Raw genomic sequence first — 12,431 nt, forward strand, 5'->3', positions numbered from 1 at the left:
GGCGTGATGGGTGCCGCTCACCGGCCTAGCGTGGTTCGCGTGGCGCCTGTGCCGCATTGGCAGCATGTTGCTCGGCCGTCAGCTTGCGGGAGTTCGCATCGTTACGAAACAGGATGGGCTGCTCCCGTTCTTCTCCGGCCGCCGCTGCGGCGCGCACCAGGTGCACGATCTGCTCATGTGCCGGCGATTTGTCGCAGACCGGATCGGCGTTAGCGGCAACGTCGGTCAGCAGATACGCCTGGCAGCGGCAGCCGCCGAGGTCCTCGGTCTTTTCATCGCAACTGCGGCACGGCTCCTTCATCCATTCGAAACCGCGAAAGCGGTTGAATGCGGCACTTTCGTACCAGATCTCACGCAACGGCATCTGTGTCACGTTCGGGAGCGCGAACCCCGGCAGATTGCGCGCCGCATGGCACGGCAGCGCGGCGCCGTCCGGGCCGATGCCAAGGAACACGGCGCCCCAGCCATTCATGCAGCGCTTCGGCCGGCGCTCGAAGTAGTCAGGCACGACGAAGAAAATCTTGCAACGCTCGCCATGCGTGTTGCGATAGCGCTCTACCACCGCTTCGGCCGCTTCAAGTTGTTCGCGTGTCGGCAGCAGTTGGGCGCGGTTCGTTTGTGCCCAACCGTAGTATTGGGTATTGGCCAGTTCCAGATAGTCGGCGCCCATCGCCAGCGCCATTTCAATGATCTTGTCGACGTGCGGCAGGTTATAGCGGTGCAGCACACAGTTGAGCACCATCGGAAAACCATGCTGCTTGATCGCGGCTGCCACGCGTTGTTTCAGGTCGAACGTGCGCGTGCTGCTCAGGAAGTCGTTGAGTTCCTGCGTCGAATCCTGGAACGACAACTGGATATGATCAAGGCCAGCCGCCTTCAGATCGCCGAGCCGCTTGTCGGTCAGGCCGACCCCCGACGTAATCAGGTTGGTGTAAAAGCCCAGCTTGCGCGCTTCACCGACCAGCACTTCGAGGTCGTCACGCATCAGCGGTTCGCCGCCGGAGAATCCGAGTTGCGCGGCGCCTAGCTCGCGCGCCTCGCGCAGCACGTCGATCCATTGCGCGGTGTCGAGTTCGCGGCTGTGATTGGTGTAGTCAGTCGGGTTGTAGCAAAACGCGCAGTGCAACGGACAACGATAGGTGAGTTCAGCAAGCAACCAGAGCGGCGGGCCGATGCCGGCAGAGGCGTTGGCCTGCTGTGGCAGGGCGGCGGGGGGCGAGAGATCGGCCAATGTATTACTCCAGCCAGCCACGCGTGCGCGCATCGGCAACAAATACGTGCACTTCGGTCGCGATGCCTATCGCGTTGAACTCCTGCTCCAGATCGGCGATCAGCGTATCCAGATCGTGCGTGCCGTCGCAGCGTTTGAGAATTTCCGCCGCGCTTTGGTTGAGCTTCACCATCCCCTCGGGGTAGAGCAACACATGGGCGTTCTGCGCCGGTTCCCATTGCAGGCGAAACAGCGTCCTGATTTTCGGGCGATACGCGGACGATGTTTCGTCAGCGGCGTATACGGTAGCGTTCATTGCGGGAAAGCCCTTTCGATCGAATCCAGCATGGTCCACAAAATGTCGAGCTTGAACTGCAGGATCGTGAGAGCCCGTTCCTGCTGAGCGCGCCGCGTGAAATGATCGAGCGTGACCGCGAGACCGTGCAGAACATCGCGTTGCGCGAGCATGATGCGAGAGCGGAAATAGGCGAGGCCCGTGGCTTCGATCCATGGATAGTGCGCAGGCCAGGTCGCAAGGCGGTCGCGATGAATCTGCGGAGCGAACAATTCGGTGAGCGACGAGCACACCGCTTCCTGCCACGGCGCGTGGCGGGCGAAATTCACATACGCGTCGACGGCAAAGCGCACGCCGGGCGTCACGTGCGTGAGCGAGTACAGTTCGTCGCGCGTGAGCCCGACGGCGTCAGCGAGGCGCGCCCACGCCTCGATGCCGCCTGCCTGATCGCCGTCGCCGTCATGGTCGAGAATTCGCAGTACCCAGTGGCGGCGCGTCTCACGGTCCGGGCAGTTGGAGAGGATCGCCGCATCCTTCAGGGGAATGTTGATCTGGTAGTAGAAGCGGTTCGCTACCCAGCCGCGAATCTGCTCGCGCGAGCAGCCGCCGCTATTCATCCTCACGTTAAACGGATGATGAATGTGGTACGCCGCGCCCTTGACTCGCAACTGTGTTTCGAATTCGACACGGGTCCAGTCGGGCTGCGTCTCGTCGGCCTTGCGGACAGACGCCGTGCCGAAGGTGTCCATTGCGGTCATACAGTCTCCGTTTTCGGTTCGACATTTCGCACTGCGCGATTAAACCGCCACTGCTCACAATTCGAACGTCATGCCGTCGCTCGCGACTTCGATGCCGTGTTCGGTCAGCACGCGCCGCTCCGGGCCATCCTCGACGAGGATCGGGTTCGTGTTGTTGATGTGGATAAGCACCTTGCGGACCGTCTGGACACCCAGCGAGTCCAGCACTTCGATCATGCCGCCCGGCCCGGATTGCGGCAGATGGCCCATATCCGCCGAACTTTGCTTCGAGAGGCCCAAGCGGATCATTTCGTCCTCGGTCCACAGCGTGCCGTCGACCAGCAGCAGATCCGCGCAGCGCATCGCAGCGAGCACGTGTGGCTCGATCGCGCCCAGCCCAGGCGCGTAAAAGACCCGCTTGCCAGACTGCAGATTGGTGATGACAAGCCCGATGTTGTCGCCGCGCTCCGGCGCTGCGCGGTGCGGCGAGTAGGGCGGCGCCTTGCTCGATAGTGGCAGTGCTTCGATCTGCACGCCGGGCAGCGCGCCAATGGTGAGCGGCGAGCCGTCGAGTACGATGCGGTGGTGCTCCACGCCGCAGTAGTGCGACAGAATTACCCCGACCGGGAAGCCGGTGCATAAATCCTGCCATACCGCGTCCGTCGCATAGAGCGGCAACGGTGCGTCACGCTCGCGCAGCATCAGAAGGCCGGTGACATGATCGATCTGCGCATCGATCACCAGCGCAGCGGCAATGCCGCTGTCGCGGATACGCCGCGCGGGCTGCAGTTCCATATTGGCGGCAATCTGCGCGAGCAGGTCCGGTGACGCGTTGATCAGCAGCCAGTCTTCGCCGTTGGCGCTCACCGCGATCGACGACTCAGTGCGGCGCGTTGCCTTGAGCGTACCGCGCCGCACGCCGTCGCAATTGCGGCAATTGCAGTTCCATTGCGGGAAGCCGCCGCCTGCCGAAGAGCCGAGTACCTTGATCTTCAAATTGCCCGGCGCGCGTGGCGTCCCTCGTATGAGATTGGATCGAACATCGTTTCGAGCGCATAGGTGACGCGTTCGCGCGGCCCCATCCGCGATGGGTAATGGCACGATACGCGAGCGTGTAGAACTCGGTTTGCGCCGCGGGCGTGCGTCGTCATCATGCGTGTCTCCGATGTGTATTGGATCTGTGTGCCGTTTTACGCAAGGGCTATGCCGGAACGAGTTCTTACCTTGGCGTGAATGCCGGGAGCGAATGACGCGGCCACTTAGTCAGGCGCATGCTCATGGCGTGCAACGAAATGTTGCCTATAGAGCGTGGCCGCGTTCCGCATTGCGCGGCAGGTGTGGATGCGGTGCCGCTGCAGCGCCGCCGCGCCGCAAGTGCAGGCGAGCGGAGCAGCGGCGCCCGTTCAGCGGCTGGCGATGTACATCGTGATTTCGAAACCGAAGCGAAGGTCGGTATAGGCGGGGGTAGTCCACTGCATGCATGTCTCCTTGAGGTCAGCGTAGATGAAAGGCCGCTTCACAAATGCGGCTGCTTCACCGATCGCAAGCTTCATGCCGGGGGACGATTCCGATGGCTGCATGGGGCGCACGTTAGCCGCGAGGGAGTAGAAAGTGGCATGAACGCGGGAATTACGCTTCTCCATCGATTTTCTGCAAACCGTGATCTGCGAGCCAATGGGAGGAGAAGAGACCCAGCGTTCGATTCTGCTACACGTGGTGTCTCAAAACGAGACACTGATCGAAGCGGAAAAATGAGATCCCGCAAATGTGCTGTCTCGTTCGTTGGCGGAGTTGCGTTATCTGTCAAACAGATAACCGTATACCTTCCCTTCGCTTGTCAATCGCACTAAACAGTGCGAGGGTATGACGTCGATCATGCTCCTGACCGCATAGACGATGTGATGGGTTTTCCCTGAAATACTGGGCAAGCGCGGATCGCCTTAACGATTAGTCAGACTATGTCTATCCCTAACGGAGAAGTGATGACGCTTACCATCAGACAGCAATCGATCAAGGACGAGTTCATTCGCGTGCGGAAGACTTGGGCTCCGCAATGGGAAAGTATTCTTCGCATGGACTGCGATTTCCTGCATGCCTACCTTAACCTCTCAGCGGTGCCGCTGCGGCACAACCATCTGGAGGACAAGGTCAAGGCGTTCATCTACATTGCCGTGAATGCGTCCTCGACCCATCTCTTCGCTCCGGGCATCCAGATGCATCTGAAAGCGGCGGTGGATTTTGGTGCCACACGTGAAGAACTGATGGAAGTGCTTGAGCTGACCAGTACGGTCGGTATTCACGCTTCGAATGTGGCGATGCCAATCCTGGCCGAGGTGCTTCAGGAAGAAGGTCTCCGAAAGCCGGCTAGATCTGCCGATAGCCGCCGGCAAGCATTGAAGCGGCGTTTCACCGAAGTACAGGGGTATTGGGATCCCATATGGGATGAAGTGCTGGAGCTCGATCCGGATTTCTTCGAGGCGTACCTCGAATTCTCCGTGGTTCCGTGGCAGAACGGCGTTCTCGAGCCGAAGGTCAAGGAGCTTGTGCTTTGCGCACTCGATGTCGCTGCCACACATCTGTACGCGCCGGGCATCAAAATCCACATGCGCAATGCACTTCGGCACGGGGCAACTGCCGAGCAAATCATGGAGACTATCGAGATTGCGAGTGTTATCGGAATCCACGGTGCACTGATTGGTACTCCGATGCTGGAAGACGCAATCGCGGCTGCGCAGGGTGCGTAAATGATGCAGAGCGCGGGAAACGGAGCAACATAAGCCAGTTTTTCCGATCTCCGTCGCGACAGTTGCGGGAAACCTTTTCAGATATCTAGCATAACGATATGAGCGATACGCACATAGATAGGGTTGTAACGCCTGATTCGCCATGGCACGCCGGTGAACTGATGATTCAGGAAGCCGCTGGCGTCGCACAGAAGATGGATGTCGTGGGTCGCAAGGTCATTCGTGATTACCTTGTTGAGCAACACCGTGCGTTCTATCCACTATTACCCTCTATCGTCGTTGGTTCGGTCGATCCGGAAGGCAATGCCTGGGCGACGTTACTCTGTGGTCATCCGGGCTTTCTGCAGTCGCCGGACCAGTACACGTTGCGAGTGAAGTCGTCTCCGAACCCGATCGATCCCGCTATCCTGGGGCTGCGGAACGGCGACGCTGCCGGTCTGCTGGGCATCGCGCTCGACACAAGGCGGCGAAACCGCGTCAACGGCCTAATTAGTCGAATTGACGGGACGACGTTTGATGTGACCGTTGAGCGTAGCTTCGGGAATTGCCCTCGATACATACATCTTCGTGATTTCCAGTTCACGCGGGATCCGACGATTGTGATTGACGAGTCCCCGGCCGTATCCGACAGGCTCGATGCAGGCGCAAAAGAGATGATTCGCCGCGCAGCCACATTTTTCGTCGCCTCCTATATGGATGACGAACATGGCCATCGTGGGGTTGACGTGTCACATCGCGGCGGAAAGCCTGGTTTTGTACGCGTCGATGATGATGGGGTGCTGATCATTCCGGATTTTGCAGGCAATCTTCATTTCGCGACACTCGGGAATATTCTTCTCAACCCGAGGTGCGGACTGGTCTTCTGCAATTTCGAAACCGGTGACCTGCTGCAGCTGTCAGGAGACGCAGAATTGATTGTGGGTTCGTCGGGGAGCCCCGCAATCCAGGGGGCAGAGCGCTTGTGGTGTTTCAGGACAAGGAAGGCTATGTTCCGGCCTGGGGCACTGCCGCTCTGTTTCATCGCCAGAGACGATGGCACATCCCCTACGGTCCTGTCGACGGGAACATGGGAGGAAACTGCTTCCCAGCCGAGGGCGCTGTAACTTTCCACCGAACGTCAACTCTCAAGATAAGTAAAGAGAATCGTGGCTGGCGCCTCTATCTTCCCATCGTCAATACCGGACCTCAACGCTTCACACTGTCCGTTGTTTGAGCAGGGTCCGCGTCGTTGGAGTCGGCGGTGACGACCGCGACATGTCTGATTCCCGAGTGCCCAATCGCGGCGAGAACACGCGCTACGTTGCCGAACGGCTCCTTTTGATCGGAGCGCAGCGTGACGACGAGGCCGGCATCCCGCGCAGCCCGCTGCGCGAGCAGCGTATCGAGTGCCTCGAGCGTCGTCGCATGGCCGTCGACATCGATCCCGCCGTGCGCGTCGACGCTGACCGTCACGGTATTGTCGCGCGGCGCCGGTGAACTGGCCGTTACTCTGGGCAGGTCGATCCTGATTGCATGAGTCAGCAGTGGCGCCATGACGAGAAAGATTACGAATAGCACGAGCATCACATCGACAAGCGGAGTCACGTTAATTTCGGCGAGCGGCGCATAGCCCTGCCTGTCAGCGGAAGTAGACGTGGACGTCATGCTCGTGCCTCCTGGGTGCGCGCGAGCGGTAGAACTTCGCCGCCGACGGAGTGATCGGTCTGCCCGATCGCGAAGCCGGCGCATTCGGCAAGATTGACGAAATCGGCGGCATATTCCTCCAGGTCGGCGAGGCTTACATTGAGCCGCCTTAACAGCAGGTTGTAGGCGAGCACCGCAGGAATGGCGACGGCGATACCGACGCCGGTTGCGACAAGCGCTTGTCCAACGGGAACAGCTACGGACCCGATGCTTCCGTGATCGGAGCCGGTCATCGTATGCAACGCATGGATAATGCCGAACACCGTGCCAAACAGCCCGACGAATGGCGCCACGTTGGCGATCGACGCGAGCAGCGTCAGTCCGCTTTCGAGCGCGCGGCGTTCACGCCGGATCTGCCGGGTAAGGGCGCTTTCCAGCAACCTATGCGGGTCCCTGGCGGGCGAGCGTGACAGACCTCCCACTTCGGTCGCCTCGACGCTTGATAATGCGCTGAAACCAGCGTGCGCGACGCGTGCCTTCGGTCCCGTCGCCAGCGGCTGTTGTGCCGCAATCGCAGTGAGCAGGCCGCGGCCCGCAGCTTGCGGGAAGCTGCCCGTGAAGTGTCGGTCTTGTGCGGCGAGCTGCCAGTTCGCGTACGCCTTATACAGGATCAGCATCCAGGTGAGCGCCGAGAGAGCAGCGAGCAGACAGAGAGCACTGTTGACGATGTAGCGGATGATGAAATCGGACATGGTCGGGGCCTCACGTTCCGAGTTTGAAATCGATGGGTATGCGAACCCAGCCGTCCACCGGTTGCTGCCCGCGTCTTGCCGACACGAAGCGCCAGGCGGAGACCGCTTCGACCGCAGCTACGTCGAGCGAGTCGTGTCCGCTCGTCGCCGCGACGGTGACCTCGTCCGGCTGGCCGCTTGCAAGCACATGGACCTTCAACAAGACACGGCCCTCCCAGCCGCGTTGCCGTGCGATGACGGGATAGGGTGGCGCGGGATTGTGCAGATACGCTGCACCGAAATCTGGCGGGGAGACGGGCTGCCCTTCAGCTTCCGTGGCGGGCGGCAATGTAGGTAGAGGCTTCGATTCGGCAACTGCGGCACCGCGATCGCCGGACGACCGAACCGATCCGAGTGAACCCTGAGGCTCGGGCGCTCGTGAATGCTTCGTATCTTCACGCGTGCTCTGTGGCGATATCGCAGGCATGCGCGCTGGGGGGGCGGGCCTTGAATGCGCGTCGCGAGCCTCATGCAGTTGCGGCATGAGAGGCCGCTCGAGCGCGCGCAGCGCGGGGGCGGTCGGCTGAGAATGGCCAGGAGTTGCCGGCTCCGGCATGCGCGAAGTGGAAGCGCTTGTCGGCATGCTCACATCGAATTCCACGTTGAGCAGCTGGGAGCGAGCGGTGGGCATGTTCTCGTCGAGTACGTGCCGCAGTCCGACCGCGATTAGTCCGTGCACGCCCAGCACGGCGAGCACAATCATATAGAGCGGTGCCCTGCCGACGCCTTCGCCGAATGGGTTGGCTGCCGCGTGGGCGCCGGACGACGGCCGCTCCGCTGGCACGCCGCCGACAACCTCGTGACGCACGATTGATCGATGAGATGTTCGAAGCTCGCTCAGTAATGGATTGAACACTGGGACTCCACGAAAGCGTTCAAACGACAGCCTGACATGCAACATGCATGCCGAAGCGACAGACTCACGTATCGTCGCGCCGACCTCGATTCCGGTCAGGCGGAAATGGGGATTGCGTCTATTACGTGCTCACACTGCAATTGTTATCCCGACAAACCCAATGCGCAGAATTCGCGTAGGTCGCGGGGACAACTTTGGCGACGGCCGCTGGCGCTACGTGATTGCCCCCGATGATGATCACATGTCTGAATCGCGGATAGTCACGCGAGAACACTGTAGCACCCTGGTACAGCATGCACGCTCATGTGTCGCCAAACAATACAGATCCTTCAGTCGCCGCGCATCGGGTTGCGCGCATCGATGCATTGCAGCGTAAGTGCCCGTAGCGCCGCGCCGCTTCCCTTAGACGGGCGCCGTTGCAGTGGCATGGTTCTCGCTAGACCTGTATTCAGCGCAAAGCGCCCAGTGGATCGAGAGCGTCAGTGCTCTCGCACGTTTCTTCTCATTCCGGATGCCAGCTACTGGAGGTAGTTCACTATGAACCATGCAGAGATGCAGTTTCTCGATGTAGAGTTTCCGTTTAAAAAGCAGTACGCGAATTTCATCGGCGGCGAGTGGGTCAAGCCGGTCGGCGGCGAGTACTTCGACAACATTTCGCCGATCACCGGCGAGCCATTCACGTCGGTTCCGCGTTCGCGTGAAGCGGATATCGAACTCGCACTCGACGCCGCACACCGCGCAAAAGCGGCTTGGGCGAGGACGTCGCCGACCGATCGCGCAAATATCCTGAGCCGCATCGCGGATCGGATCGAAGCAAACCTGCGCAAGCTCGCAGTGGCTGAGACGATCGATAAAGGTAAGCCGCTGCGTGAGTCGCTGTCCGGCGACATCCCGCTCGCAATCGACCACTTCCGCTATTTTTCCGGCTGCATCCGTGCGCAGGAAGGCTCGGTCTCCGAAATCGACAGCGACACCGTGGCGTATCACTTTCACGAGCCTCTCGGCGTGGTCGGGCAGATCATTCCGTGGAACTTTCCGCTCCTGTTGGCCGCCTGGAAGATTGCTCCGGCGCTGGCCGCTGGCAACTGCATTGTCCTCAAACCCGCCGAGCAGACCCCAGCGTCGATACTCGTGTTGGTGGAACTGATCCAGGACCTGCTGCCCCCAGGCGTGCTAAACGTCGTGAACGGCTTTGGGCTCGAGGCGGGCAAACCGCTTGCTACCAGCAACCGCATCGCCAAGATCTCTTTCACTGGCGAGACCTCCACTGGCCGTCTGATCATGCAGTACGCCAGCCAGAACATCATCCCCGTCACGCTCGAGCTCGGCGGCAAGTGCCCGAACATTTTTTTCGCCGACGTGATGGACCAGGATGACTCGTACTTCGACAAGGCGATCGAAGGCTTCACGATGTTCGTGCTGAACCAGGGCGAGGTGTGTACCGCCCCGTCGCGCGTGTTGATCGACGAGAAGATCTACGACCGCTTCATGGAGCGCGCGCTCAAGCGTGTCGCCGCGATCCAGCAGGGCCACCCGCTCGATCCACAGACGATGATCGGTGCGCAGGCGTCGCGGGAACAAATGGAAAAGATCCTTTCGTATATCGATATCGGCAAGCAGGAAGGCGCGCAATGTCTGATTGGCGGCGAGCGCGGCGTGCTCGGCGGCGAGCTTAGCAACGGCTATTACGTGAAGCCGACCGTGTTCCGCGGTCACAACAAGATGCGCGTGTTCCAGGAAGAGATCTTCGGGCCGGTTGTTTCCGTGACGACTTTCAAGGACGAAGACGAAGCACTCGAGATCGCCAACGACACGGTGTACGGCCTCGGCGCTGGGGTCTGGACGCGCGACGGCACACGGGCTTACCGCTTCGGCCGCGCAATCCAGGCCGGCCGCGTGTGGACAAACTGCTACCACGCCTATCCGGCGCATGCGGCCTTCGGCGGATACAAGCAGTCGGGCATTGGGCGTGAAACCCATAAGATGATGCTCGACCACTATCAGCAGACGAAGAATCTGCTCGTCAGCTACGGCGAGAAGCCACTCGGCTTCTTCTGAATAAGGCCGTAGTCGCATGGTCTGCGGGCAGTTGCATGCTGTTTGGCACTGCCCGCATTCGTATTTGCACGTCGCCCCCGGCTACGTGCATTGACGGAGAGACACGATGACCCCTGAAGATGTACCGCGCGTAGTCGCTACGCCGGCTGCCGTCGAGTTAGTCGAGCGGCTCATTGCTGAACATGGTGCAGTAGTCCTTCATCAATCGGGCGGCTGCTGCGACGGCAGCGCACCGATGTGTTTTCCGGCAGTCGAGTTCATGGTCGGCTCGTCAGACGTGAAGCTGGGAACGATCGCGAGCGCGCCGTTCTATATGGGCGAAGCGCAGTTCGAATACTGGCAGCATACACAGTTGATTATTGACGCGGTGCCCGGAAAAGGCGGGATGTTCTCGCTAGAGCAGCCAACCGGTCTGCGGTTTCTGACGCGCTCACGCCTTTTCGACGATGCGGAAAACGCCTGGCTCGCTGCGCGTCCGGTGGAAAGGGCAGACGACTAATACGGCTGTGTCGGCAAAGGTTCGCTTCGTCGCCTGTAGCCTGGGCGTCTTTCGAAGCGATCCATCGCCGAGCGGTGGGAGATTGCTCTCCTACGCGCAGGGGCACGACTAACAGCCTCGTCGCGGCACCTCGATCATGCCTTGCGTCACACAAAAAAAAGCGCACGTTCGAGAGCGTGCGCCGCGACAAGAGAAGGGCAGGGGGTAGGAGGAGACTCCCTTCATGCCGCAAAAAGAACAAACGCAAGCACCCGACGTGCTGTCTGCATCCTGCCGATGCCATGCATCATGCAGTCCATCAGCGTGAACAACATAGCGCATCACGCTCTCGAATACAGTTATGCGGGGGCTGTCGATATGTCGTGCCACAGCTTGGCCACAATCATGAAGGAACCGTCGACATACGCCCAGTTCAAGTGATCGATGAAAACCTTGTCGTGGATGCGAAGGCGAACCTTGGTGACCGAAGTATCGGCTGACAGAAAATCTGCGGAGATCAAGGCGTCGTCACGCGGTTGGCCCTTGCTCATTGGCGACACACGTTCAGCGATGACACGGCGGTAATCGGCAATCGGGACGACAGTTAGTTTTCCATCGTCTGTGTCAAACAAGCTGCAACTCGAGTGGAAGACTTGATCAAATTTTTCCAGATCGCACTCGTGCAGCGCTTGAAAATATAGATTGACCGCTTCGACAAGCACGGGCATTTTCTCGATAGACATACCGGCTTCCCTCATGATTTCAGTTACTAAAAGTCCAAAACAAATCGCGATGCATCAGGGTTGCCTTGACGAAGTTGCTCTGGTGGCCAAGTCAACGGTGGCATCTTGCACCTCGGTGTCAGGCCTTTATCTGATCGATCTCCTCAGGCCGGAATTGGCGCTGCATACGAATTTCCTCAATATGTTCACGAGGCGTGTTCCATCGAACCTCTCTTGAAGCTCAGTGGAAGGAGTCAATCTGCGTGGAACCTTTGAATTTCCGATCGCCTGACGGCGCTGGTGAAAATCGATAGTTTTGGAGATCTGACGCCGCCAGATCGGATGCGCTATTGGCCAACGAGGACCGCATTTCAGACGGGAGGCATGGCGGCATCCTTGAAGCGCAAGCGAGCCAGGTCGAATTGCCGATTGCGGTTGCCAATGCGGTGCATCGGCATTCTCAATTTGTTGGGTAAAACGCTGCTGAACGCGTGGTACATAAGTATAGCTAAGTTAATCGGTAAGGCGATCCAGAATCAGCCTGCACGTCAAGCCTTTCCATGCTTCAAAGGCCTGGGTGCGTGGCGCCCGCTTTCGCCTGGCGTCAGTGTGGTACTCGCAGTTATACGAAATCGCAGAAGTGACGGCGGTGAGCCGCGCGTGGACTGTTCGATTCTTGTCCGCCCTTGTTGCAGCACGACCGATAACTCGCCAACAGTGTGACAGTACCGCTTGGAACGCCCGTATTTCGCGAGTAAGCATATGCGACGCGTGCGTCGTAAGCAATTCGTCGCCGGAATATCAGTTTTTCCATGTGGGAACAAAAGAGCCGAAATCGGACGGGTGCGCTTGATGCATCGTGCAATCAAGGCGTTATAAGAATTCCTTATTTCACGCTTAATGATTTCTCATTGGAT

At 59.5% G+C, this 12,431-nt stretch carries 13 protein-coding genes; 4 read left to right on the top strand and 9 right to left on the bottom strand.

The features are described from left to right. Positions 1–25: 25 nt before the first annotated feature. The 5 genes from pqqE to pqqA all read right to left on the bottom strand — a co-directional run bounded on the left by pqqE (position 26) and on the right by pqqA (position 3,720). Complete coding sequence (gene pqqE / locus GNZ13_RS08730) at positions 26–1,231, bottom strand: pyrroloquinoline quinone biosynthesis protein PqqE (protein ID WP_236001887.1); 1,206 nt, start codon at positions 1,229–1,231, stop codon at positions 26–28. Between the two features lie 4 nt (positions 1,232–1,235). Continuing rightward, positions 1,236–1,526 carry a pyrroloquinoline quinone biosynthesis peptide chaperone PqqD gene (gene pqqD, locus GNZ13_RS08735; protein ID WP_172162347.1) on the bottom strand — a complete coding sequence of 97 codons (291 nt, stop codon included), beginning with the start codon at positions 1,524–1,526 and terminating at the stop codon, positions 1,236–1,238. After that, complete coding sequence (pqqC, locus tag GNZ13_RS08740; RefSeq protein ID WP_172162349.1) at positions 1,523–2,263, bottom strand: pyrroloquinoline-quinone synthase PqqC; 741 nt, start codon at positions 2,261–2,263, stop codon at positions 1,523–1,525. The genes pqqD and pqqC overlap by 4 nt, the downstream gene beginning before the upstream one ends. A gap of 54 nt (positions 2,264–2,317) precedes the next feature. Beyond that, positions 2,318–3,238 carry a pyrroloquinoline quinone biosynthesis protein PqqB gene (gene pqqB / locus GNZ13_RS08745; RefSeq protein WP_172162352.1) on the bottom strand — a complete coding sequence of 307 codons (921 nt, stop codon included), beginning with the start codon at positions 3,236–3,238 and terminating at the stop codon, positions 2,318–2,320. Between the two features lie 407 nt (positions 3,239–3,645). Beyond that, positions 3,646–3,720 (bottom strand): pyrroloquinoline quinone precursor peptide PqqA, encoded by a 75-nt coding sequence (gene pqqA, locus GNZ13_RS08750; RefSeq protein WP_172162669.1) that lies wholly within the window; start codon positions 3,718–3,720, stop codon positions 3,646–3,648. Between the two features lie 504 nt (positions 3,721–4,224). Here pqqA and GNZ13_RS08755 point away from each other — a divergent pair. Both GNZ13_RS08755 and GNZ13_RS08760 read left to right on the top strand, forming a co-directional pair. Continuing rightward, a complete protein-coding gene (locus tag GNZ13_RS08755) occupies positions 4,225–4,986 on the top strand; it encodes a carboxymuconolactone decarboxylase family protein (protein ID WP_172162354.1) in 762 nt (253 codons plus the stop codon). Positions 4,987–5,084: 98 nt separating this feature from the next. Next, entirely contained in the window at positions 5,085–6,089 is a 1,005-nt protein-coding gene (locus tag GNZ13_RS08760) for a pyridoxamine 5'-phosphate oxidase family protein (RefSeq protein ID WP_172162356.1), read from the top strand. Positions 6,090–6,171: 82 nt separating this feature from the next. Here the strand turns inward: GNZ13_RS08760 and GNZ13_RS08765 are convergent, their stop codons facing one another. Genes GNZ13_RS08765 through GNZ13_RS53785 form a run of 3 tightly spaced genes read right to left on the bottom strand, consistent with a single transcriptional unit; the run spans position 6,172 to position 8,208 of the window. Continuing rightward, positions 6,172–6,630 (bottom strand): ExbD/TolR family protein, encoded by a 459-nt coding sequence (locus GNZ13_RS08765; RefSeq protein WP_172162358.1) that lies wholly within the window; start codon positions 6,628–6,630, stop codon positions 6,172–6,174. Further along, positions 6,627–7,361 (bottom strand): MotA/TolQ/ExbB proton channel family protein, encoded by a 735-nt coding sequence (locus GNZ13_RS08770; RefSeq protein ID WP_172162360.1) that lies wholly within the window; start codon positions 7,359–7,361, stop codon positions 6,627–6,629. The genes GNZ13_RS08765 and GNZ13_RS08770 overlap by 4 nt, the downstream gene beginning before the upstream one ends. Before the next feature lie 10 nt (positions 7,362–7,371). Continuing rightward, the gene (locus GNZ13_RS53785) at positions 7,372–8,208 is read right to left on the bottom strand and encodes an energy transducer TonB (protein ID WP_328807201.1); all 837 of its coding nucleotides are present in this window, start codon (positions 8,206–8,208) and stop codon (positions 7,372–7,374) included. Positions 8,209–8,793: 585 nt separating this feature from the next. Between GNZ13_RS53785 and adh the strand changes: the two genes are divergently transcribed. Both adh and GNZ13_RS08785 read left to right on the top strand, forming a co-directional pair. Next, positions 8,794–10,314 carry an aldehyde dehydrogenase gene (gene adh, locus GNZ13_RS08780; protein WP_172162362.1) on the top strand — a complete coding sequence of 507 codons (1,521 nt, stop codon included), beginning with the start codon at positions 8,794–8,796 and terminating at the stop codon, positions 10,312–10,314. 106 nt (positions 10,315–10,420) lie between these two features. Beyond that, positions 10,421–10,813, top strand: coding sequence for a DUF779 domain-containing protein (locus tag GNZ13_RS08785; protein ID WP_172162364.1), 393 nt, complete (start codon positions 10,421–10,423; stop codon positions 10,811–10,813). 338 nt (positions 10,814–11,151) lie between these two features. On the opposite strand, the gene GNZ13_RS08790 is transcribed toward GNZ13_RS08785, so the two are convergent. Further along, entirely contained in the window at positions 11,152–11,535 is a 384-nt protein-coding gene (locus GNZ13_RS08790; protein ID WP_172162366.1) for a nuclear transport factor 2 family protein, read from the bottom strand. Between the last annotated feature and the right edge of the window lie 896 nt (positions 11,536–12,431).

The organism is Paraburkholderia elongata (genome assembly GCF_013177735.1).
In the GTDB taxonomy this organism is placed as follows: Bacteria; Pseudomonadota; Gammaproteobacteria; order Burkholderiales; family Burkholderiaceae; genus Paraburkholderia; species Paraburkholderia elongata.